This window comes from Biostraticola tofi (assembly GCF_004343195.1).
Taxonomy (GTDB): domain Bacteria; phylum Pseudomonadota; class Gammaproteobacteria; order Enterobacterales; family Enterobacteriaceae; genus Biostraticola; species Biostraticola tofi.
In genome coordinates this window covers 14,544-36,201 of sequence record NZ_SMCR01000016.1, presented here as the reverse complement: position 1 = coordinate 36,201, position 21,658 = coordinate 14,544, and the positions used below count along the sequence as shown (strand labels likewise).

Below are 21,658 nucleotides of genomic sequence, written 5' to 3'. Positions count from 1 at the left end.
GGCATTATCGGCTGGGAAATATATCGCCGGATGAATATGAACGCCGATTACAACAATGTGCCTAAATCCGTGTCCGGTTTTAGTTGACCATTACACAATGCTTCACTGCGCGTTAGCTTGACTGATATTCGAAAGATATTGATGTCGTCATTTTACGCCCGGTTATAATGGTCAGGGACGTATTGGTGCCAGAGCAATAGAGTATGGTGGCGTAGATAATATTACGGAAATATTCAAATATACGCATGCTCGCATCGCGTTAATGATAGCGATTGGCACCACAGAGCGGCCCAATATATCGAATCACCGTACTCAGGTTGATGGATGGAAATGACGAGCCGAACGTCTGGTTAGAGCCAGCGTTATCCCTACACCATCGTCATACCAGACTGGTTAAATTACAACATTAATGATTGGCACAGGATTGTTATGCTCCAGGGTGACCGACGCCATGCCGGAACGCCGGAAGATAGCGGAATATCTATGCACGAATAGCTCGTGCGCAGGCCGCCGTTCCCTAACCTTTTTTAAGCTGCCTATGCGGCAGTGAACAAGCCGAGAGAGAAGCGGGCATTTGCGCAGTGTTTCTAAGCTGCCTATGCGGCAGTGAACCCAGTCTCTTTCTGCTTTTCCTGTGTCCTTAATTTCTAAGCTGCCTATGCGGCAGTGAACAATAACGGCCGAGAGCTCATTCAGCGCATTGATTTCTAAGCTGCCTATGCGGCAGTGAACCTGTTTTACTTCTGGGCTGGTCTGCGCCGGCATTTCTAAGCTGCCTATGCGGCGGTGAACACAAATATGCCAATACCTTCGGCCGGCGTTCCTTTCTAAGCTGCCTATGCGGCAGTGAACTTGCAAATTCCCCTCCGCTACCGACTGCGTATTTTCTAAGCTGCCTATGCGGCAGTGAACAATCCCGTAGTCTGGCGCGATGACAGTTGCTATTTCTAAGCTGCCTATGCGGCAGTGAACTATCAGTGGGATGTAATACCTGAGCATGTCGATTTCTAAGCTGCCTATGCGGCAGTGAACCATGTCTGAGAATGACCGTGTCACTGATGTAATTTCTAAGCTGCCTATGCGGCAGTGAACGTAATGACTACAACCGATTTAGAAAAACACTTTTTCTAAGCTGCCTATGCGGCAGTGAACGTCTGTGATTGTTTGAGCGTCAGATTTAACGATTTCTAAGCTGCCTATGCGGCAGTGAACGTCCATTTGCCGTTCTCCCACTCAGCGTCCTTTTTCTAAGCTGCCTATGCGGCAGTGAACACCTGGAGGATTATCGTCGGATTATTGATGATTTTCTAAGCTGCCTATGCGGCAGTGAACACCAGATAAGCCAGCTTGCTTGCCGGATTGAGTTTCTAAGCTGCCTATGCGGCAGTGAACTGATATCAAAGTGATGGACCCTCGCACCAAGATTTCTAAGCTGCCTATGCGGCAGTGAACCTCAGAGCGTTCAGTTTGTCGGCAACAATTACTTTCTAAGCTGCCTATGCGGCAGTGAACGTCACCCTGTCCTGTTTTTTATTCCATCCGTATTTCTAAGCTGCCTATGCGGCAGTGAACGGGGAAGCATCACCATAGTTCTCGCCTACCTTTTTCTAAGCTGCCTATGCGGCAGTGAACTCAACATGGCCCTGAATTGCGCCAATGCGGAATTTCTAAGCTGCCTATGCGGCAGTGAACGGGTCGTTGAGTTTGAGCAGCTCGCTAAGGATTTTCTAAGCTGCCTATGCGGCAGTGAACGATAACCTCAGCGTCGGCGGCTCCCTCTACCTTTTCTAAGCTGCCTATGCGGCAGTGAACTTTGAGCCATCGCCGTTGTCACGAAAATTAATTTTCTAAGCTGCCTATGCGGCAGTGAACGCTGCCCAATGTGAAAAACAAAAGTTGAAGAATTTCTAAGCTGCCTATGCGGCAGTGAACGATTGAGGAACGCCCGGGAACTTCGCTTCATCTTTCTAAGCTGCCTATGCGGCAGTGAACTTGGCGATGCGAGCGGCAATCATCGAGGCAGATTTCTAAGCTGCCTATGCGGCAGTGAACTGAAGGTTTTGCAGCTTCAGCACATCACGCAGTTTCTAAGCTGCCTATGCGGCAGTGAACTCACCCATGGCGCGAATTTCGTTTTCCTTCACTTTCTAAGCTGCCTATGCGGCAGTGAACAAGTAAAGTCGTTTCGGTTGATTTTTCATCTCTTTCTAAGCTGCCTATGCGGCAGTGAACTCATCGGTATGTCCGAGCAATGATAGTTTATATTTCTAAGCTGCCTATGCGGCAGTGAACGGATGTTCTTTGCGTACTTCGGTATAGCTGTTTTTCTAAGCTGCCTATGCGGCAGTGAACGCATACAGTTTCAGCTTGTCACGCCAAAGCTATTTCTAAGCTGCCTATGCGGCAGTGAACACTATGACGGCAATCGGGTTCATCGGCGTTATTTTCTAAGCTGCCTATGCGGCAGTGAACAAGTTATCCGCGTTGACTCATGGGATGAACACTTTCTAAGCTGCCTATGCGGCAGTGAACTCACAACGATTAAGGATGGGCTGTCAATACTATTTCTAAGCTGCCTATGCGGCAGTGAACGTGGCTGACGTCGTCGGGGTGCATCAATCCCATTTCTAAGCTGCCTATGCGGCAGTGAACTATTCGATACCAGTGAACGCATTACTTTTTCGTTTCTAAGCTGCCTATGCGGCAGTGAACGTATCGAGTGCTTCCATCATTGCGGCCAGTGATTTCTAAGCTGCCTATGCGGCAGTGAACAACAGCAATACCGATTCGGCCATATTCATGCATTTCTAAGCTGCCTATGCGGCAGTGAACACATGCTGGTCAATTGGGGGGCAAAGTATCGCTTTCTAAGCTGCCTATGCGGCAGTGAACGTTTGGCGGTGTTCGTGGCCTGTATCAGCAAATTTCTAAGCTGCCTATGCGGCAGTGAACCGGTCAACTGGTCGTTACCTCGGACGATTTAGTTTCTAAGCTGCCTATGCGGCAGTGAACCCTGTCGGCCAGCTCAATAGTCGTTATCCCCGTTTCTAAGCTGCCTATGCGGCAGTGAACCCTCGTTGACTATCAGGACTATCATTGATTGATTTCTAAGCTGCCTATGCGGCAGTGAACATTAGGAGCGTCTGGCTCGCGATTAGCCCAGTTTTCTAAGCTGCCTATGCGGCAGTGAACCCTGTTTTGAGGGATGCCACTCCCTCGTTTCATTTCTAAGCTGCCTATGCGGCAGTGAACATCAGGCAGGCGGGTAACAGTGTCCTGAACATTTTCTAAGCTGCCTATGCGGCAGTGAACAAGGTCGGCCCCGCTCAGGTTGGCCTCGCTCATTTCTAAGCTGCCTATGCGGCAGTGAACATTAGATAGCTTTTGAAGCGCCTGTCCGCATCTTTCTAAGCTGCCTATGCGGCAGTGAACGTTCTCCCATCCATTTCTGCGATATCTCGTTTTTTCTAAGCTGCCTATGCGGCAGTGAACGTTGGTGATAAATATCTTGATCATCGATGTATTTTCTAAGCTGCCTATGCGGCAGTGAACACGATAGTCAATCATCGCATCAGTGCCACCAGTTTCTAAGCTGCCTATGCGGCAGTGAACTCACTTATGGATTCCGTGACCAGGGATTTAAGTTTCTAAGCTGCCTATGCGGCAGTGAACGTCATGTTTACAACCTCGAGAGTAATGTTGGATTTCTAAGCTGCCTATGCGGCAGTGAACAGTAACATTACGAGAAATCTAGTATCTGGTAATTTCTAAGCTGCCTATGCGGCAGTGAACATTAGCAAAGACAGGAAGCGCAGGCAGGGAGGTTTCTAAGCTGCCTATGCGGCAGTGAACGTTTTAAAAATAGCGGGCTTGTCGGCCCGCACTTTCTAAGCTGCCTATGCGGCAGTGAACATGAGGTTGACGATTTACCGGAACTTTCGGAATTTCTAAGCTGCCTATGCGGCAGTGAACCACCATATCTCTTCGCATACCATTCCGGCGTATTTCTAAGCTGCCTATGCGGCAGTGAACATTGGCTGGCAAGGTATGGTCATTGCTCGCCATTTCTAAGCTGCCTATGCGGCAGTGAACGAGCCGAAAGCGGTCAAGTGGCTTAACTGACCTTTCTAAGCTGCCTATGCGGCAGTGAACTTTTTATCATGTAACTTTTGGGATAAATTTTATTTCTAAGCTGCCTATGCGGCAGTGAACTCATCAATGACAAATGTCGTCAGTCCGTTAGCTTTCTAAGCTGCCTATGCGGCAGTGAACTTTACTACATGGACCATGTCGATAGCGCACGCTTTCTAAGCTGCCTATGCGGCAGTGAACATCTCGAGGACTAATTTTAACCGTATTCACCTTTTCTAAGCTGCCTATGCGGCAGTGAACCCAGACAAAATTCCAGTTGACCCATGCCGATGTTTCTAAGCTGCCTATGCGGCAGTGAACTTGGAATTCAGTACGCAGTTAATGCTGCTATATTTCTAAGCTGCCTATGCGGCAGTGAACAAATTACCTGGCCGGCGGTGCCCGCATAATGTTTTCTAAGCTGCCTATGCGGCAGTGAACGCGTGGATAAAGTATTATTGCCCTCTAAGCCATTTCTAAGCTGCCTATGCGGCAGTGAACATGCCGCCAATCTCGCTGTGTCGGCTGCTGTATTTCTAAGCTGCCTATGCGGCAGTGAACGTTTAATCGGTCTCGCCCCGCAGCCGCTGGGATTTCTAAGCTGCCTATGCGGCAGTGAACGCGGCACTGAACTTGATAGAACTTTCTTCCCATTTCTAAGCTGCCTATGCGGCAGTGAACCTATGGCTGTACGATAGCGCGCCGGGGTGATTTTCTAAGCTGCCTATGCGGCAGTGAACTCGGTCGCGCCTGCTGGGGCATCAATGGCATATTTCTAAGCTGCCTATGCGGCAGTGAACGTTCCAAACCATTCCTGCCAGAATGTGCCGTTTTTCTAAGCTGCCTATGCGGCAGTGAACGGTAGCGCTGTCGCTTCAGGTAGCCCGCTGATTTTCTAAGCTGCCTATGCGGCAGTGAACGCTGCGCCCGGTTACGCCATCCGGTGGCCTTTTTTCTAAGCTGCCTATGCGGCAGTGAACAATAGCCTTGTCCATGGGGGATAAGCTCGATATTTCTAAGCTGCCTATGCGGCAGTGAACCTGATGGATATGAGAAAGTTGTTTGGAAATAATTTCTAAGCTGCCTATGCGGCAGTGAACTATTTTGCGTTGCGTTGGGTATTCACCTTGGCTTTCTAAGCTGCCTATGCGGCAGTGAACCATAGCTCACCGGCCTAGATATGGCAGATGAGTTTCTAAGCTGCCTATGCGGCAGTGAACTGTCGGTAGAGGGGCAGCAAGGCGGAGCGCCATTTCTAAGCTGCCTATGCGGCAGTGAACAAATCTGTAAAGCGGGTATTGCCACGATGTTTTTTCTAAGCTGCCTATGCGGCAGTGAACAGTCCGTGCAAAAGAAATATCTGCCAGTACAGTTTCTAAGCTGCCTATGCGGCAGTGAACCCTTGCCGTCATTGGTCCTCCGGTTGAATTCATTTCTAAGCTGCCTATGCGGCAGTGAACAAGGATTTGCAGAAACTGGAGGACGGCGAAAATTTCTAAGCTGCCTATGCGGCAGTGAACGGCAAGCTGGCCAACCATGGCCGAATGCTCAAGTTTCTAAGCTGCCTATGCGGCAGTGAACAATTCGAATCGTTATTCAAAGAGACAGGAGAATTTCTAAGCTGCCTATGCGGCAGTGAACCAGTGCGCCTTTTTCCCGCGTGTGCAGACGTCTTTCTAAGCTGCCTATGCGGCAGTGAACCGAAACACAATCACTTTAACGATATGTTTTATAAGCTGCAATTGCCAAATTGACTCGTTAGACCCTTTTTTTGAACCCTTATGTAACCTATTGATTATTAGTGCGCGATGAAAGGGATGATAAAAAAGGGGGGTTGTATCATGAATATTTTTTTTGACAATCAACTTTGCCAGAATGCTGTGATAGTCTGACTTCATCGATCGTTAGCGACGAAATGTAATTATTGCATCGTGAGTCTTTAGCCTACGTTGTCCTCGCTATCTGACTAAAAAGGGAAAATTTAATGGATAAATCATTTAGCCCTTCAGATTTGAAAACGATTCTGCATTCTAAACGAGCCAATATTTATTATCTTCAGCACTGCCGTATTTTGGTCAATGGCGGCAGGGTAGAGTACGTCACTGATCAAGGGAATCAGTCCCTGTATTGGAATATTCCTATCGCTAATACGAGCGTAGTCATGCTCGGTACCGGAACATCTGTAACACAAGCAGCAATGCGCGAATTCGCTCGAGCAGGGGTAATGATCGGCTTTTGCGGGGGTGGCGGAACGCCTCTTTATGCAGCCAATGAAGCGGAAGTCGCGGTATCATGGTTATCGCCACAGAGTGAATATCGACCAACAGAGTATTTGCAGGGTTGGGCGAGCTTTTGGTTTGACGATGAGAAACGGTTAGCCGCCGCCGTCGCATTTCAAAAAGTGCGTATCGCGCAAATACGTCAGAACTGGTTTTCTTTGCGTCAATCACGCGAAACAGGTTTCAATTTTAAGGCAGAACATTTACAGGCACTATTGGACCGGTTCGAAAAAGCGCTGACCACCTGTACTACCAATAATGAGGTGCTATTGCAGGAAGCGATGATGACCAAAGCGCTTTATAAAATGGCAGCCAATACGGTGAGCTATGGTGATTTTACTCGCGCCAAACGCGGCAGTGGTACCGATTTGGCAAACCGTTTTCTAGATCACGGTAATTATCTAGCCTATGGACTCGCAGCAGTTGCAACTTGGGTGTTAGGCCTGCCACATGGCATGCCGGTTTTACATGGAAAAACACGTCGTGGGGGGTTGGTTTTTGATGTTGCTGATCTCATCAAAGATGCATTGGTATTACCACAGGCATTTCTTGCTGCGATGGATGGTGAAGAAGAACAAGCCTTTCGCCAGCGTTGTCTAACGGCATTTCAGCAATCAGAAGCGCTCGATGTATTGATCTCGGCAGTGCAGGACATCACTCAACAACTTAGCCTGGTGAAGCAATGAACATATTGCTGATCGCAGAATGCAATAAACGGGCATTGATTGAAACCCGTAGGATTTTAGATCAGTTTGCCGAGCGTAAAGGCGAACGCACTTGGCAAACGGCTATCACCCTCGAGGGAATGAAAACACTTCGCAAACTATTGCGTAAAACTGCACGACGTAATACAGCAGTCGCATGCCATTGGATTCGCAGTACCAATCATACAGAACTACTTTGGATTGTTGGGAATCTCAAACGTTTCAATGCACAAGGGAGTATTCCCACCAATATCACCGGTCGCGATATTCTGCGCGCTAAAGACGAAAATCCATGGCGTAGTACAGAGACGTTTAGCTTGCTGGCGGCTATAGCCGGGTTATTCCATGATGTCGGCAAGAGCAACGCCATGTTCCAAGCTGGATTATCAGGAAAAGGACTACGGAGCCAGCCCTACCGACATGAGTGGGTATCATTGCGTCTGTTTCAGGCATTCGTGAGTTCGCATGATGATAAGACCTGGCTGACCTTACTCAGCACTATCACCCCTGGAGCAGAAAAAACCCTATTGACCAACCTGGAACAGGATAACCGATCAACCGGAGACAGCCCCTTTCGTACCTTATCGCCATTGGCACAGGTGGTCGCATGGCTGATCGTGTCTCATCATCGATTACCGGTTTTCAATCCTTCGCTCGAAAAGGCATCTGGTAGCTTGCCCCCTCAATTAGACTACCTCGATAGTTGGCTAACTGAACACTTCTCTCCTCAATGGAATGCTCTCAATCATTTTAATGCTGATTGGAACGCATCTGATTTAATAAAGGTTTGGCAGTTTCCCCAGGGTACACCACTGCGTAGCAAAATTTGGTGTGAAAAAGCACGCAAGTTTGCCTCACGGGCGTTGAAAATACCCTCATTGTCACATTTCGGCCAGTTGGACCAAAGGCTTACTAGCCATCTAGCACGTTTAATACTCATGCTATCCGACCATCATTACTCCGCTTCTCCCCCAACACTAGGTTGGCAAGATAATGATTACCACGCGTGGGCAAATACTGATCGACAAACTGGAATGCATAAACAGCGGTTAGATGAACATTGTGTAGGCGTTGGACAGAACGCTCTGTTGCTTGGACGTAGCTTGCCACACTTGCGTGATTCATTACCGTCTATCAGTCGTCATAAGGGATTTCGTCAACGCAGTACCCAGGCCCGTTATAGGTGGCAGGATCGCGCGTTTGAATTGGCGTGTTCCATACGGACAATCAGCGCTGAGCATGGGTTTTTCGGCATTAATATGGCGTCGACTGGGCGAGGAAAAACCTTCGCAAATGCTCGTATCATGTATGGATTGGCGGCGGAAGCTGAAGGATGTCGTTTTTCTGTCGCTCTTGGGCTACGTACCCTGACGTTACAAACCGGTGATGCGCTGAGAAAACGATTAACACTTGAAGATGATGATCTCGCCATACTGGTTGGTTCACAGGCTGTCAAAGAATTGCATCAATTCCGACAGGAAGGTGAGCAACAAAGTCAGGAGATGTCACGTCAAACCGGCAGCGAGTCAGGGGATTCGCTATTTTCTGAGCATCAATATGTGCGCTATGACGGTTCTTTATATGATGGCCGAATGAACGATTGGATAGAGCACGGTTCTGCTATGCATCAATTGTTGAGCGCGCCAGTGCTGGTTACAACTATCGATCACTTAATGCCGGCCACCGAAGGATTACGCGGGGGGAGACAAATCGCTCCAATGTTAAGGTTGATGACCGCAGATCTTGTGTTAGATGAACCGGACGACTTCGGTCTTAATGACATGCCCGCTCTTTGCAGGTTAGTGAATTGGGCAGGCATGTTGGGGTCTCGGGTATTACTCTCTTCAGCGACATTACCCCCAGGGTTGATAAGGGCGCTTTTTGCAGCTTACCTTGATGGCCGCGCTGCCTGGCAACAGGCTTATGGACCACCAGAGACGGCGCTAAATGTATGCTGCAGCTGGTTTGATGAATTCGACTGCCAATACCAGCAATATGGAAATAGTAAGGATTTCTTTGCGCGACACGAGCAGTTTGTCTATAAACGGATAAAAAATTTGGATAAGCATGCCCTGCCACTGCGCCGGGCTGCAATTATACCCGTGAGTTCTGAAAGTAAAAATATCGATGATATCCATTTGGCTGTCGCACAAGCGATACACCCATTGATGTTTACTCTTAACCAGTCACACCATCAAACACACATAAGCGGTAAAACCGTGTCTCTGGGGTTGATCAGGATGGCCAATATCAATCCCCTTATAGCCGTTGTTCGTCAATTAATGATTATGCCCTCGCCTCCAAATACCTGTGTTCATTATTGCATTTATCACAGCCAGCATCCTATGGCGATGCGCTCCCATATAGAACAACGGCTTGATGCAGCACTGATGCGCCATGATTTAAATGCGTTATGGCAGGTTGATGAAATTCAAGAGGCCATGGAGAATGCACCTGAGTGTCAACATCTATTTGTCGTTATGGCAACCTCGGTAGCAGAAGTGGGACGCGACCACGATTATGATTGGGCGATCGTCGAACCTAGTTCAATCCGGTCGCTGATTCAATTAGCAGGCAGAGTGCTTCGTCATCGTCAAGATGAACAACACATCCCATCCGTACCAAATATATACCTGCTCAGTCACAACCTTCGGGGACTGAAGGACAAAAAGGTCGCGTTTTGTAAGCCTGGATTTGAATCTGAGCATTTATTACTCAAAAGCCATGATCTACACCAAATACTGCTCGAAGATGAATACTGTACTCTCAGTGCTGCATCTCGTATTTTGCAACCGAAGTCTCTGAACAGACCTTATACGCTCGTTAAAGTGGAGCATGCGGCGTTATACAGCAAACTCTTTGGTGAGAAGAACAGTATTTTGCAAACACCGACTGCGGCCCTCTGGTGGCGTGCGCATCCTCATTGGTGCGGAGAACTGCAAAGACTCACACCTTTTCGTCAGTCCGCGAAAGAAGATCTGTATTGCTTATGGATCACAGAGGAAGAGCAGGAGCCAGTATTCATGGCTAAGGATGAAAGCCCCCGTGGCTGGAAGCAAACAGACGTGGTAAACACGGTAAGGTTAAATATGGCTGAAGGCGTCAAAGCTTGGATCGCACCCAATTACCTCAACTTGTATCAAAGGCTCGCTGAGGAAACCGAATGGGATTTATCTAAAGTGAGCGCACGTTTTGGTGAAATCCGATTACGTGACGGCGACTATACCTGGAGCTGGCATCCCTTATTAGGGGTGTTTGCGCAATTCTAATGTTAAGAGGAGGCGCTATGGAGAAACATGCACTGACGGATTTCATTGTGAATTATGTTGAAAAACGTCTGCAAGCCAAACTCATTACCTTCGATAAAGAGGCTGATAAGGCTCTCTCCACATTGAAAGGGGAAACCCTCGCGCTAGCTGAAAGCGAGCTATTAAAGAAGCGTCGAGAATTAGAGCAACTTTATGAAATACGGACTTGGCTGACTGATGCAGCTAAACAATCGTATCAAATTAAGCAAGCAACCCACATATTGAAATTCACTCATAGCTCAGCAAAAGGGGGAAGCAGCGTATTAAATGATTACAAAGATGTATCATCACAATTTTTGTCTACGGCTTCTTTGATAAACCCCGTTATGGATACGGCAATCAGTGATGCAAAAGTGCTTGGCATTGCCGCATTACTCACAGAAGTTCATCAGGACGATTCACTGATCGCCGCATTGAAACGGCGTGACTATAGCGCGCTGGAAAAAATTGCGGAAGGCCCAGAACAACTTGAGCAATGGGTTACTGGGTTTCAAAAGATATTTATCGATCCACATATCAGCTCTCATAAATTTGCAAAACAAATTTTTTTTCCGATATCGACGGAAAAATATCACCTAATAAGCCCACTCTATTCTTCTTCGCTAGCACAAGCATTATATCAGCGGATTACACATGCCCGTTTTAGTGAAGAAGCTAAAGCTATAAAATTAGCCCAGAAAGAAAACCGACAGCATGAAAAAGCCTCTGTATTTTTCCCTAACCTGGCCGTTCAAAATATAGGGGGAACTAAACCGCAAAATATTTCCGCACTCAATAGTGCACGCAGCGGCCGGTCTTATCTCCTCAGTTGTGCGGCACCTCAATGGAAGACAGTAGAAAAACCGCCTCAGAAAACCATGTCTATTTTTCATGAACGCAGTGAAGTTGATTTCTACACCCGCGCTACGATGGTAGCTATGCATCATTTTTTGCTTAGCGTTAGAACGTTGCCGAATAACCGCAATATCCGCCGCCAGCGCCTGAATTATCTCGATCAGTTAATCGATCAATTGTTCTTTTATATATCTACAGTACAAAACATGCGCGCCGGATGGAGTGTTGATTCAACGCTTTCTCGTGCTCAACAATTATGGCTCGATCCTCATCGCGGCATGAATGATGCGGCTTTTCGTAACGAAAGAGAAGCCGGCGACTGGCAAGCAGAAGTGGCTTATGACTTTGGTCGCTGGCTTAACTCTCGACTCAAACATGAAAGACTCCTTTTCGGTGAAGCTGAACGAAGAGAATGGTCAACCGCCACCTATTTCAAACGTCGTCTTCGGAATCTGGAAAGTCTAATAAAGGTGGAAATTGCATGAGTAGCTTGGTAGTGTTTCGTCGAATTCAGGTTGAAAATGCCAATGCCATTGCTGGCCTTACTTATGGTTTTCCAGCCATTACTCATTTCCTAGGCTTTGTTCATGCATTATCACGTATGTTACAAACCAGCCATAATTTGACCCTTGGCAGCTGCGGAGTCATATGCCATCAGTATCAGCTCCATACCTATGGATCAAACAGCGAACGCACTTTCGCACTGACTCGGAATCCATTGACCAAAGAGGGGAAAACGGCAGCATTCAATGAAGAAGGCCGCATGCACCTAACGATCTCCTTATTAGTAAGCTGTGAGGGTAAGCTACCCACCGATATTACTGCTCTAAGTGATCATCTTGCCGAAATTGCACAATGCCAGCGGTTGGCTGGGGGGACGATAATCAATCTTGAGCAGGTGACTGTGCATCCATTACCGCAAAATGATACAGAAACTTATAAAATAATTCGCCACTTACTGCCGGGCTTTGTTCTATGTGACCGCACTCGGCTGCTCCAGGAACATTATCAGTCACTGTTACGGTTAAACCCGAATGCAGAAATGATCGATGCTTGGCTCGATTTTTCCTCACTGAAAATGAAAGCTATACAGTCTGAAGAAAATAATACAGTGAAATGGCAATATGTAGCAAAACCTGGGGACGGTGGATTCTTAGTACCACTGATGATTGGTTATCGGGCAATATCCCCATTATATCCACCTGGCGAAGTCGCTAATACTCGGGACCAGCAAACATCCTTCTGTTTTGCTGAAGCCGCTTATGGCTTAGGGGAATGGAGAGGGTTACATAGAATTCACAATCTAAGGCAGATATTGTGGAATTATGATTACCAAGATGGGAAATATCTCTGTTCTCAGTGGACAGATAATGATAGCGAATCAGATGAACTTGAATACGACATTGACGATTAAGGATCTCATTATGGCGAAATTAAAATCAACACTGAAAACTGCTTCGGTACTGGCTTTTGAACGTAAGCTGGCTAATTCGGATGGCCAGATGTTTGCAGGCAACTGGTTACAGCAAGATAATTGGACCCCTATAGCCATTCAGGAAAAATCCGTTAGGGGAACCATCTCTAATCGATTGAAAAATGCATTGGCAAGCGACCCAGCAAAACTGGATGCTGAGATACAAAAAGCCAATTTGCAAAAAGTCGATGTCGCAGCACTTCCATTTGAATCAGATACATTAAAAGTCGCATTTAGCCTCCGAGTATTGGGCAATTTAGCGCGGCCATCAGTGTGTAATGATCAGGATTATCAGGCAGCGCTCGGTCTGATCATTGCCGAGTATATTGATGAATATGGATTTAGCGTACTGGCAGAGCGCTATGCAGAGAATATTGCCAATGGGCGCTTTTTATGGCGCAACCGGGTCGGAGCAGAAGCTATTCGTGTGGTGGTTACACATAACCAACAAAGTTGGACCTTTAAAAGTGACGATTACTCGTTACATGAATTTAGCCGTCCTTCTGGCGGCTTGACAGAATTAGCTAAAGCCATTGAGCAGGGACTGTTAGGGGAATCTTCGACTTTGTTCGCGGTAGAAGCATTTGTCCAGTTAGGTAATGGGCAAGAGGTGTTTCCTTCCCAAGAATTGGTATTGGATGAGCGGTCGCGCAATGGAAAGAGCAAGATTCTTTATCAGGTAAATAATGTTGCAGCTTTACACTCGCAGAAAATTGGTAATGCTTTACGTACCATCGACGACTGGTATCCAAGTGCGGATGAATCAGGCCCAATAGCCGTTGAGCCTTATGGTTCGGTAACGAGCCGGGGTAAAGCCTATCGCCAACCAAAAGACAAAATGGATTTTTATACGTTGCTGGATAATTGGGTGATTAAGGGTGATGCTCCTTCGAAAGAACAACAACACTATGTAATCGCTACTCTGATTCGTGGCGGTGTATTCGGCGAAAAAGGCGATTGAGGTAGCAACATGGATTCCTACATCGACATTACGGTGCTACCAGATTTAGAATTCAACGGTCCTCAGCTGTTAAATGCTGTGTTTGCAAAGCTGCATCGGGCATTGGCGCAATTAGGTACTGGTTCAGTGGGAGTCAGTTTTCCTGATGTTGATAAAACCCTGGGGAATTGTTTGAGGCTCCATGGTACTAAGGATGCGTTACAAACGCTGGCACAAATCAATTGGTTACAAGGTTTGAAGGATTATATCGAAATAACAGAAATTTTAAACGTACCCGCTAATACGAAGTTTCGTACCGTGCGGAGAATACAGGTAAAAAGCAGCGTCGAAAGATTACGTCGACGTTCAGTGAGCAGGGGCCGACTCACCTATGAGCAAGCAATTGTGCGAATTCCTGATGAAGTCGAGAAAAGGAGCAAGCTGCCGTTTGTTCAGCTAAGAAGCCTTTCCAACGGACAAACGTTCAAAATATTTGTGGAACATGGCCCCCTGATAAATGCCTCTGTCACAGGTTATTTCTCTTTTTATGGCCTGAGTGCTGAAGCGACAATCCCTTGGTTTTAATCATCTTGTAGCGGCCTTCGATAACGTGTGAAGTTGATATCGTTGGTCGCTTTGCCATACAGCTGGCCAAAAATTGGGCATCCATTATCATTTTCTGACTCACAACTTTAGCCAGAGTATTAACTTGGGTATCACGACAGTTAAGCGGTTACGGCCCACACCGTTTAAGCAGCCTATCGGCACATTCAAACCAACCATATCAGGCAAGAGGCGCAATGATACTTTCTATGAAGAGCGCTGAAGATAAGGTGAATTTATATCAGTTACGTAAAATTACTTAGTGGATAATGATGGTGCCGATAATAGGAGTCGAACCTACGACCTTCGCATTACGAATGCGCTGCTCTACCAACTGAGCTATATCGGCATGGGGATACATCACATGCGGGGCAAAACTCGGGGAGACACGTTATGCAAAAGCCGCAAAAGAGTCAATAGCCAGCAGCGCGGATGCTGATAAAACCGACACCGGACTGAGCAGGATCAACCGATGGCCAAGTTTCATCATTAGATTTTCTCTTCCCCCGGCAGGCAATAACCCCGGCCTGATGGCCCTCCCCCCTCCCCTACCGGCGCATGATGATTACTGATGCACACCGACTACCGGCGCATACCGATTACTGATGCTTACCGCTCACTGACGCATACCGATCGCCAATCGTTTAAAAGCGCTCATCAAGGCAATAGCAACACTCAAATCGGCGATCTCCGCCCCGCGGCGTTCAAGACACAGCAATGCCGGCGCAATCAGCGATTCCAGCTCCGGCCGGGATGCGCCATCATGCGCCTGAAATGATATGGCCCGGATGATGGCATAATAAAAGCGGGCCTACTGATCACCGTCTGACGGATCAGGCAGGTCGCCCTCATCACCAGCGCAATCAATCCTGGCCCAAGGGACCAGAGTGGTGGCTATCGGCCGTTTAGCCTGCGGGTAAACCGAACCGGCAAGCTGATAGAGACCGAGTTTGTATTGGACTTTACCGTTGCTGACGGCTTGATCAGCCGTTTTCGGATGTTCGAAGACCGCTTTGCGGTAGCGCAGGCCTGCAACTGAAGCCGCACTCAACTCGCTCATCGGCACCAGCAGCCTCTTTAACAATTCGTGCTATAGACCGAGGGTAATCCAACCCGAACCTGACCTTCTCCGGCCGCCAATATGGGCACTAACGTCCCATTTCCGGGCATTGGTCACACTTTGTCAGATTTCCTAGGGCAATAAATCGTGATAGTCATCACGTTTTTTATGTGATCGAAATCACAATCCATTTCTCGAAAAGGGATATCATAAAAAATGAAAAGCTAGTTCATTATATGAATTCTAATGATTTGCGGGTAGCCTTATGAAAATCAAACAACACATTGACCGTATCCCGGGTGGGATGATGCTGGTGCCGCTTTTTATAGGCGCCCTGATAAATACCTTCTACCCTCACGCGGCAGACTATTATGGTTCCTTCACCAAAGGCCTGATTACCGGCACGGTCTCGATCCTTGGCGTCTGGTTCTTTTGCATGGGCGCGACTATCCAGCTGCGCGCATCGGGCACCGTTTTAAGAAAATCCGGTACCCTGGTGGTGGTAAAAACACTGACCGCCTGGGTGGTCGCGCTTATCGCATCCCATTATATTCCGTTGCAGGGTATTGAACGCGGCTTCTTTACCGGCATTTCCACTTTGGTGCTGGCCGCATCAATGAATATGACCAACGGTGGGCTGTATGCTTCGCTGATGCAGCAGTATGGCAGCAAAGAGGACTCGGCAGCGTTCGTGTTAATGTCGATTGAATCCGGCCCGTTGCTTACCATGATTATCCTGGGATCCGCCGGGGTCGCTTCCTTCGAGCCGCGTCTGTTTGTCGGCGCGGTGCTGCCCTTTATCCTCGGCTTTATACTCGGCAATCTTGATGAAGATCTGCGTGAATATTTCGGTCGCGCCGTGCCGGCACTGATTCCGTTTTTCGCCTTCTCGCTCGGCTGTGCTATCGATCTGTCGGTGATTCGTCAAACCGGTCTATTGGGCATCCTGCTAGGCGTGGGAGTGGTGGTGGTGACCGGTATCCCGCTGATTTTGGCTGATAAATTTATCGGCGGCGGTGACGGTACCGCCGGTATTGCCGCATCCAGTTCAGCCGGCGCGGCGGCGGCAACCCCTTATCTGATCGCCGAAATGAATCCGATATTTAAAAGTCAGGTGGCGTCAGCTACGGCACTGGTCGCGACCGCCGTTATCGTGACGTCTATTCTGGTACCGATTATCACCGCCCTATGGGCCAGGCGAGTAAAAACACAGCCCTCTCCCGCCGCAGAAAGCTATTCAAAATAACCATCACAGCGAAGATGCTGCTGACTCTGTCGATAACGTTAGAACCAGCAGGGTGACAAATGCCGAACCTGAGCCGTCAGGCCCGGCTCAGGAAATCGCCGTAGCCGATCCATTTGTAGGTGGTCAGCGCCTCCAGGCCCATCGGGCCGCGGGCGTGAAGCTTCTGGGTACTGACGGCGACTTCTGCCCCCAGGCCGAACTGGCCGCCGTCGGTAAAGCGGACGCTGGCGTTGACATACACCGCTGAAGAGTCCACTTCCCTGACAAAGCGCTCCGCCGCCTGCTGGGATTGGGTGAGGATGGCATCCGAGTGCTGGGTGCCGCAAAGCCGGATATGCTCCACCGCCTGTGCATGACCGTCAACCACTTTGACATTCAGATCCAGCGAAAGCCATTCGTCATGGTAGTCGCCCTCCTCAGCCGGCACACAGGTCGCCGGGCCGTCAGCCAGCCAGGCGATCGCGTTGGCATCCGCATGCAGGGTGACCCCTGCGGCATGCATCCTGGCGCTTAACGCCGGCAGGAAGCTGGCGGCGATATCCCGGTGCACCAGCAGGGTCTCTAGGGAGTTGCAGGCACTGGGACGCTGGGTTTTGGCGTTCTCAATCACCGCCAGGGCGCTATCGAACGCCACCGTCTGATCGACATAGGTATGGCAGACGCCGATGCCGCCGGTAATCACCGGAATCGTCGACTGTTCGCGGCACAGTTGGTGCAAGCCGGCGCCGCCGCGGGGAATCAACATATCCACATAGCGGTCCAGGCGCAGCAGTTCATTGACCAGGGCGCGATCAGGGCTTTCAATCGCCTGGATAGCGGCCGCGGGCAGGCCGCAGTCCACCAGCGCCTGCTGGATGACTTTCACCGTGGCGGCATTGGTGCGATAAGTTTCTTTACCGCCGCGCAGAATCACCGCATTGCCGGTTTTGAGACACAAAGCCGCCACGTCCACCGTCACGTTGGGCCTGGCTTCATAAATCACACCGACCACGCCCAGCGGCACTCGGCGGCGCTCAAGCTTAAGGCCGTTATCCAGCGTGCGACCGTCAATCACCTGACCGACCGGATCGGTCAGGCGGCAAACTTCACGCACATCGGCGGCAATCGCCACCAGCCGTTCCGGCGTCAGCAGCAGGCGGTCGAGCAGCGCCGGGCTGAGGCCGCTCTGGCGCGCGTCGGCCATATCCAGCGCATTTGCCTCAAGGATCGGCTGGCTGCGGGCTTCCAGTAGATCGGCTATCGCCTGCAACGCTCGGTTTTTCGCAGCGCTGGTCAGCACCGATAACTGCCAGGATGCCTGTTTGGCCTGCTGGCCCATATGTTCAAGCATATCGCTTCCTTAACGAATAATCATGTCGTCGCGATGGATAACCACCGGACCATACTCATAACCCAGAATCTGGCTTATCTGCTGGGAATGCTGGCCGACGATCATCCGCAGGGCGTCGCTGTTATAGCGGCTGACGCCATGGGCGATATCCCGCCCGGCCTGACTGCGGATACGCACTACCGTACCGCGGGAGAAATCGCCTTCTACGCCGACCATGCCTTTGGGCAGCAGTGAACTGCCGCGCTCCAGCACCGCCTTAATCGCCCCTTCATCAACGATGATATCGCCGGCAGGGGGTGGCCCGAACAGCCAGCGCTTGCGGGTTTCCAGCGGCATTTTCTGGGCATGGAAGCGGGTGCCGACCGAGACATCCGCCATTACATCGCCGATGACGCCGGGTTTATTGCCCGCGGCTATCACTACGGTTATCCCCGCCCGGCTGGCGACTTCCGCCGCCTGGATTTTGGTCGCCATCCCGCCGGTACCGAGGCCGGATACACTGCCGCCGGCAATCTGGCGCAGCGCATCGTTGATCTCTTCCACTTCAGGGATAAGCCGGGCGTCCGGATCAGTGCGCGGATCGGCTGAAAACAGGCCGGGCTGGTCGGTCAGCAGCAGCAGTTTATCCGCATCAGCCAATATAGCGGCTAACGCGGACAGATTATCATTATCGCCGACTTTGATTTCCTGGGTAGCCACCGCATCGTTCTCGTTAATCACCGGCACGATGTGATTATCCAGCAGCGCGCGCAAGGTATCCCGGGCGTTCAGGAAACGCTCCCGGTCTTCCATATCGGCGCGGGTAAGCAGCATTTGACCGATATGGATGCCATAGATGGAAAATAATTGCTCCCACAGCTGAATCAGGCTGCTCTGGCCTACCGCCGCCAGCAGTTGCTTAGAGGCGATGGTCGCCGGCAGATTGGGATAATCAAGATGTTCACGTCCGGCGGCAATCGCACCTGAAGTGACAATTACAATACGGTGCCCCTGCGCCTGCAGTTGGGCGCACTGCCGTACCAGTTCGACGATATGGGCGCGGTTCAGCCGACGCGATCCGCCGGTCAGTACGCTGGTTCCCAATTTGACCACCAGGGTTTGGCTGCCATTCATAGCTTATCTGCCGTTGAGTAAGTGAACATGTTGCCTTTGAGAGGAAATGTATCCTGGCGTTATGCCTGCCAGCATAACGCGAAACATGAATAAAAGCAGGAGCCGCTTTGATCAGGCAGTCAGCTTGAACGGACTGTCTTTAAAGCCGTCAGCCGGCTCCAGCTTCGATTCCAGTGATTCGATATAAGCTTGCAGCCGGACATGAAAGGCGCGCAGGGAGCTTTCGAGCTTGGCAATCACCTCTTTGTCGGTAAAGCTCTGCTCGTTCCAGTGGCCTTCCTTGTCAAACATGCCCAGATGATAGGTATAGGTGTAACGTTGTTCCTCAGCTTCCAGGTTGATCCACCAGCCCCAGAATTCGCGTTTCTCCGGCGAAGGCTGCATATTGATGCAGACGGCCAGACAATCGAAGAAGAAACGATTATCACTGCACTGCCCTTCACGAATATACGGGCCCAGCGCGGTAAATCCTTTCATTAACCTGCTTTTGGGATGTCCACTTACTAACGTCATGCCTACAGCCTCATTTAATATTCAATCACTCTATTTAGCAAAATAGCGGAATTAATCAATCTGCATATTTCAGTATTTTTTCAGCCAGTCACAGATTTGCAGCAGTGCGGTATGAAAACCTTGATAGACCGGCGCTGAATTCACCTGTAATAGTTTACCGGATAGCGACGAAGACGCGACCAGTTCCGACTCTTGTTTTGGACTGAAGGGATCATTTTTCCAGTAGCCGGCCAGCATCGGCGTCGGGCAGCGTCTGCCCAACAGGCCCTGGTTTTTCAGCGAATAGCTGCTGAGTTCGGTTTTCAGCGCCATATCAGAGGCATTGGGCATGCCGGTACGGCTGGCCAGTACGTCCAGATACATATCCGGTGCCTGACGCTGGCGGACGCCGTCGGTAAGCAGGGCATGGACCACCGGCCCCAGAGTAGCCACGGCGCACAGGCGCTTAGACTCCAGGTAGGCAAGCCTGACGGCGATATTGCCGCCAAAGCGAAAGCCCAGCGCGCTGATGCGGCGGCTGTCGATCCAGGGGATCGCCGACAGCCCCTGCAGCACTTGCTGGTGTAGGGCACTGGAGTCCTGAGTGAGTTTGCATTTGGCAGAAAAACCGATCGACGGCATGTCGACGGTCAGCATCGCCAATCCGGCCGGTGCCAGGTAATCATGGAACAGCCGGTAGGTGTCGTTCTGCAACATATCCAGCCCACCGCAGACCAGCACCGTGGGGAAGGGGCCGCGTCCCTGGGGAGGCAAATGCAGGAACCCGGTCACCTGGCCGCCGCCGCTGAGCGGGAAGGTCAGGGCTTTTATCTCCAGGTTGAGCTGGGTACTGGCCTCTTCCCAGGCGCGATTGGCCAGGGTTTGCGCCTGCTCGGCCAGTTCATCGCCTTTCAGATGCGGGTAACTGGCAATGCTGTAGAAATTGGCCGCCTGCAGCCAGTGCTTGCCGGCCTGTTGGGGATCGGTTTCATCCATGGCGCGCTGTTGCCAGATCATCCCCTGGTGGGACCATTCATAAATCCAGTTGCCATTGCGGTAACCGATAACGGTATCCAGCAGACGTGGATCGGTTCGCTCAGCGGTGCTGGCGGCAATGCGCGACAACACTTCTTCCAGTTCCCAGGGATTCACTCCGCGCCAGATCCACATCAGCCGGTTAAGCATGCGATACCAGTTGCCGGGGTTTTCACCGTCCAGCGTGGCATGGACTGGCTGTTGCTGGTTATGGCGGGCGCGGGAAACCAGGGTCGAGGTCTCTCGATGTTTAAACGTGGGCTTGAACAGTGTTTCGCTCAGGTTTTTCTGACTCATTGAGCTGATGCCTCCATAATGCTCTGCCCCGTCCTGCCGGTGCTTAAGACAGAAGGGTACGCATTACGCGACAAAAAAACAAACGCCCGAATTTATCGGGCGTCAAAGAAATGTCGATTAGCAGGGGGATTGCCCCGATGAACGGCGATATTACTTGCCGGCCAGCGGCGGCACGAACACCACGCCCATATCCCAGGGCTGTTCAATCCAGGTATCCTGGGGAATATCGACGATATAATCGTCAACCAGCGGCTTGCCGGCCGGCTTGGCGAAAATGGTCACGAAATGCGCTTTGGGATACATATCGCGGATTGCCTTGGCGGTTCCGCCGGTATCCACCAGATCATCGACCACGATATAACCTTCGCCATCACCCTCGGCACGTTTAATCACCGTCAATGCACGCTGGTTATTATGGTCATAGCTGGAGATGCACACGGTATCGACGTTGCGAATACCCAGTTCGCGCGCCAACAGCGCGCCGGGTACCAGGCCACCGCGGCTGACCGCGATAATGCCTTTCCACTGTTCTGCAGGCAGCAGGCGCTGTGCCAGCTTGCGTGCGTGGATTTGCAACATGTCCCAGGTGACAACGTATTTTTCGCTCATAATTCTGCCCCAGCCGGATCGGGTCGACTAAAAATGTACACGGGAAAAAAGGTTGCGCGGGATTATAGAGACGCCGCCGCATAAATACCAGTGTTCCACCCATTTTTACCTCACTTTCCCCATCGGATAAAGTAAAGTGGTATTCTGAAGGTCTGTCAGTTTCCATTAGACCTGGAATGCGCTGTCGTTACGCGCAACCACGC

At 50.1% G+C, this 21,658-nt stretch carries 13 protein-coding genes, 1 tRNA gene, 2 pseudogenes and 1 CRISPR repeat array; of the genes and pseudogenes, 8 read left to right on the top strand and 8 right to left on the bottom strand.

Going from position 1 to position 21,658, the window contains the following annotated elements; all coding sequences use genetic code 11:
- Positions 1–131: 131 nt before the first annotated feature.
- From EDC52_RS20145 to cas6f, 7 genes and pseudogenes are all read left to right on the top strand, one after another.
- Positions 132–492, top strand: a pseudogene (locus tag EDC52_RS20145) (SDR family oxidoreductase); the annotation flags it as partial.
- Between the two features lie 32 nt (positions 493–524).
- Positions 525–5,832: direct repeats of the CRISPR family, unit length 28 nt; unit sequence TTTCTAAGCTGCCTATGCGGCAGTGAAC.
- Positions 5,833–6,115: 283 nt separating this feature from the next.
- Complete coding sequence (gene cas1f, locus EDC52_RS19000; protein ID WP_131867810.1) at positions 6,116–7,096, top strand: type I-F CRISPR-associated endonuclease Cas1f; 981 nt, start codon at positions 6,116–6,118, stop codon at positions 7,094–7,096.
- Positions 7,093–10,383 (top strand): type I-F CRISPR-associated helicase Cas3f, encoded by a 3,291-nt coding sequence (cas3f, locus tag EDC52_RS18995; RefSeq protein WP_131867808.1) that lies wholly within the window; start codon positions 7,093–7,095, stop codon positions 10,381–10,383. The genes cas1f and cas3f overlap by 4 nt, the downstream gene beginning before the upstream one ends.
- 17 nt (positions 10,384–10,400) lie before the next feature.
- Positions 10,401–11,741, top strand: coding sequence for a type I-F CRISPR-associated protein Csy1 (csy1, locus tag EDC52_RS18990; protein WP_131867806.1), 1,341 nt, complete (start codon positions 10,401–10,403; stop codon positions 11,739–11,741).
- Entirely contained in the window at positions 11,738–12,670 is a 933-nt protein-coding gene (gene csy2 / locus EDC52_RS18985; RefSeq protein WP_131867804.1) for a type I-F CRISPR-associated protein Csy2, read from the top strand. The genes csy1 and csy2 overlap by 4 nt, the downstream gene beginning before the upstream one ends.
- Positions 12,671–12,680: 10 nt before the next feature.
- Positions 12,681–13,691, top strand: coding sequence for a type I-F CRISPR-associated protein Csy3 (gene csy3, locus EDC52_RS18980; RefSeq protein WP_131867802.1), 1,011 nt, complete (start codon positions 12,681–12,683; stop codon positions 13,689–13,691).
- A 9-nt stretch (positions 13,692–13,700) separates the two neighbouring features.
- The gene (cas6f, locus tag EDC52_RS18975; protein WP_131867800.1) at positions 13,701–14,255 is read left to right on the top strand and encodes a type I-F CRISPR-associated endoribonuclease Cas6/Csy4; all 555 of its coding nucleotides are present in this window, start codon (positions 13,701–13,703) and stop codon (positions 14,253–14,255) included.
- A 291-nt stretch (positions 14,256–14,546) separates the two neighbouring features.
- Here cas6f and EDC52_RS18970 read toward each other — a convergent pair.
- The 3 genes and pseudogenes from EDC52_RS18970 to EDC52_RS19925 all read right to left on the bottom strand — a co-directional run bounded on the left by EDC52_RS18970 (position 14,547) and on the right by EDC52_RS19925 (position 15,333).
- Positions 14,547–14,622: transfer RNA gene (locus EDC52_RS18970), tRNA-Thr, on the bottom strand.
- Between the two features lie 267 nt (positions 14,623–14,889).
- Positions 14,890–14,967, bottom strand: a pseudogene (locus EDC52_RS20365) (carboxymuconolactone decarboxylase family protein); the annotation flags it as partial.
- Positions 14,968–15,084: 117 nt separating this feature from the next.
- Complete coding sequence (locus EDC52_RS19925) at positions 15,085–15,333, bottom strand: hypothetical protein (RefSeq protein ID WP_165911769.1); 249 nt, start codon at positions 15,331–15,333, stop codon at positions 15,085–15,087.
- A gap of 265 nt (positions 15,334–15,598) precedes the next feature.
- Here EDC52_RS19925 and kdgT point away from each other — a divergent pair, with 265 nt between their 5' ends.
- Positions 15,599–16,579 carry a 2-keto-3-deoxygluconate transporter gene (gene kdgT / locus EDC52_RS18955; protein WP_131867798.1) on the top strand — a complete coding sequence of 327 codons (981 nt, stop codon included), beginning with the start codon at positions 15,599–15,601 and terminating at the stop codon, positions 16,577–16,579.
- A 76-nt stretch (positions 16,580–16,655) separates the two neighbouring features.
- On the opposite strand, the gene proA is transcribed toward kdgT, so the two are convergent.
- The 5 genes from proA to gpt all read right to left on the bottom strand — a co-directional run bounded on the left by proA (position 16,656) and on the right by gpt (position 21,455).
- The gene (proA, locus tag EDC52_RS18950; RefSeq protein WP_131867796.1) at positions 16,656–17,909 is read right to left on the bottom strand and encodes a glutamate-5-semialdehyde dehydrogenase; all 1,254 of its coding nucleotides are present in this window, start codon (positions 17,907–17,909) and stop codon (positions 16,656–16,658) included.
- A gap of 9 nt (positions 17,910–17,918) precedes the next feature.
- Complete coding sequence (gene proB, locus EDC52_RS18945) at positions 17,919–19,022, bottom strand: glutamate 5-kinase (RefSeq protein ID WP_131867794.1); 1,104 nt, start codon at positions 19,020–19,022, stop codon at positions 17,919–17,921.
- Positions 19,023–19,133: 111 nt separating this feature from the next.
- Positions 19,134–19,535, bottom strand: coding sequence for a sigma factor-binding protein Crl (gene crl, locus EDC52_RS18940; protein ID WP_131867792.1), 402 nt, complete (start codon positions 19,533–19,535; stop codon positions 19,134–19,136).
- Positions 19,536–19,604: 69 nt separating this feature from the next.
- A complete protein-coding gene (gene frsA / locus EDC52_RS18935; RefSeq protein WP_131867790.1) occupies positions 19,605–20,846 on the bottom strand; it encodes an esterase FrsA in 1,242 nt (413 codons plus the stop codon).
- Positions 20,847–20,996: 150 nt separating this feature from the next.
- Positions 20,997–21,455, bottom strand: coding sequence for a xanthine phosphoribosyltransferase (gene gpt / locus EDC52_RS18930; RefSeq protein WP_131867788.1), 459 nt, complete (start codon positions 21,453–21,455; stop codon positions 20,997–20,999).
- Positions 21,456–21,658 lie beyond the last annotated feature (203 nt).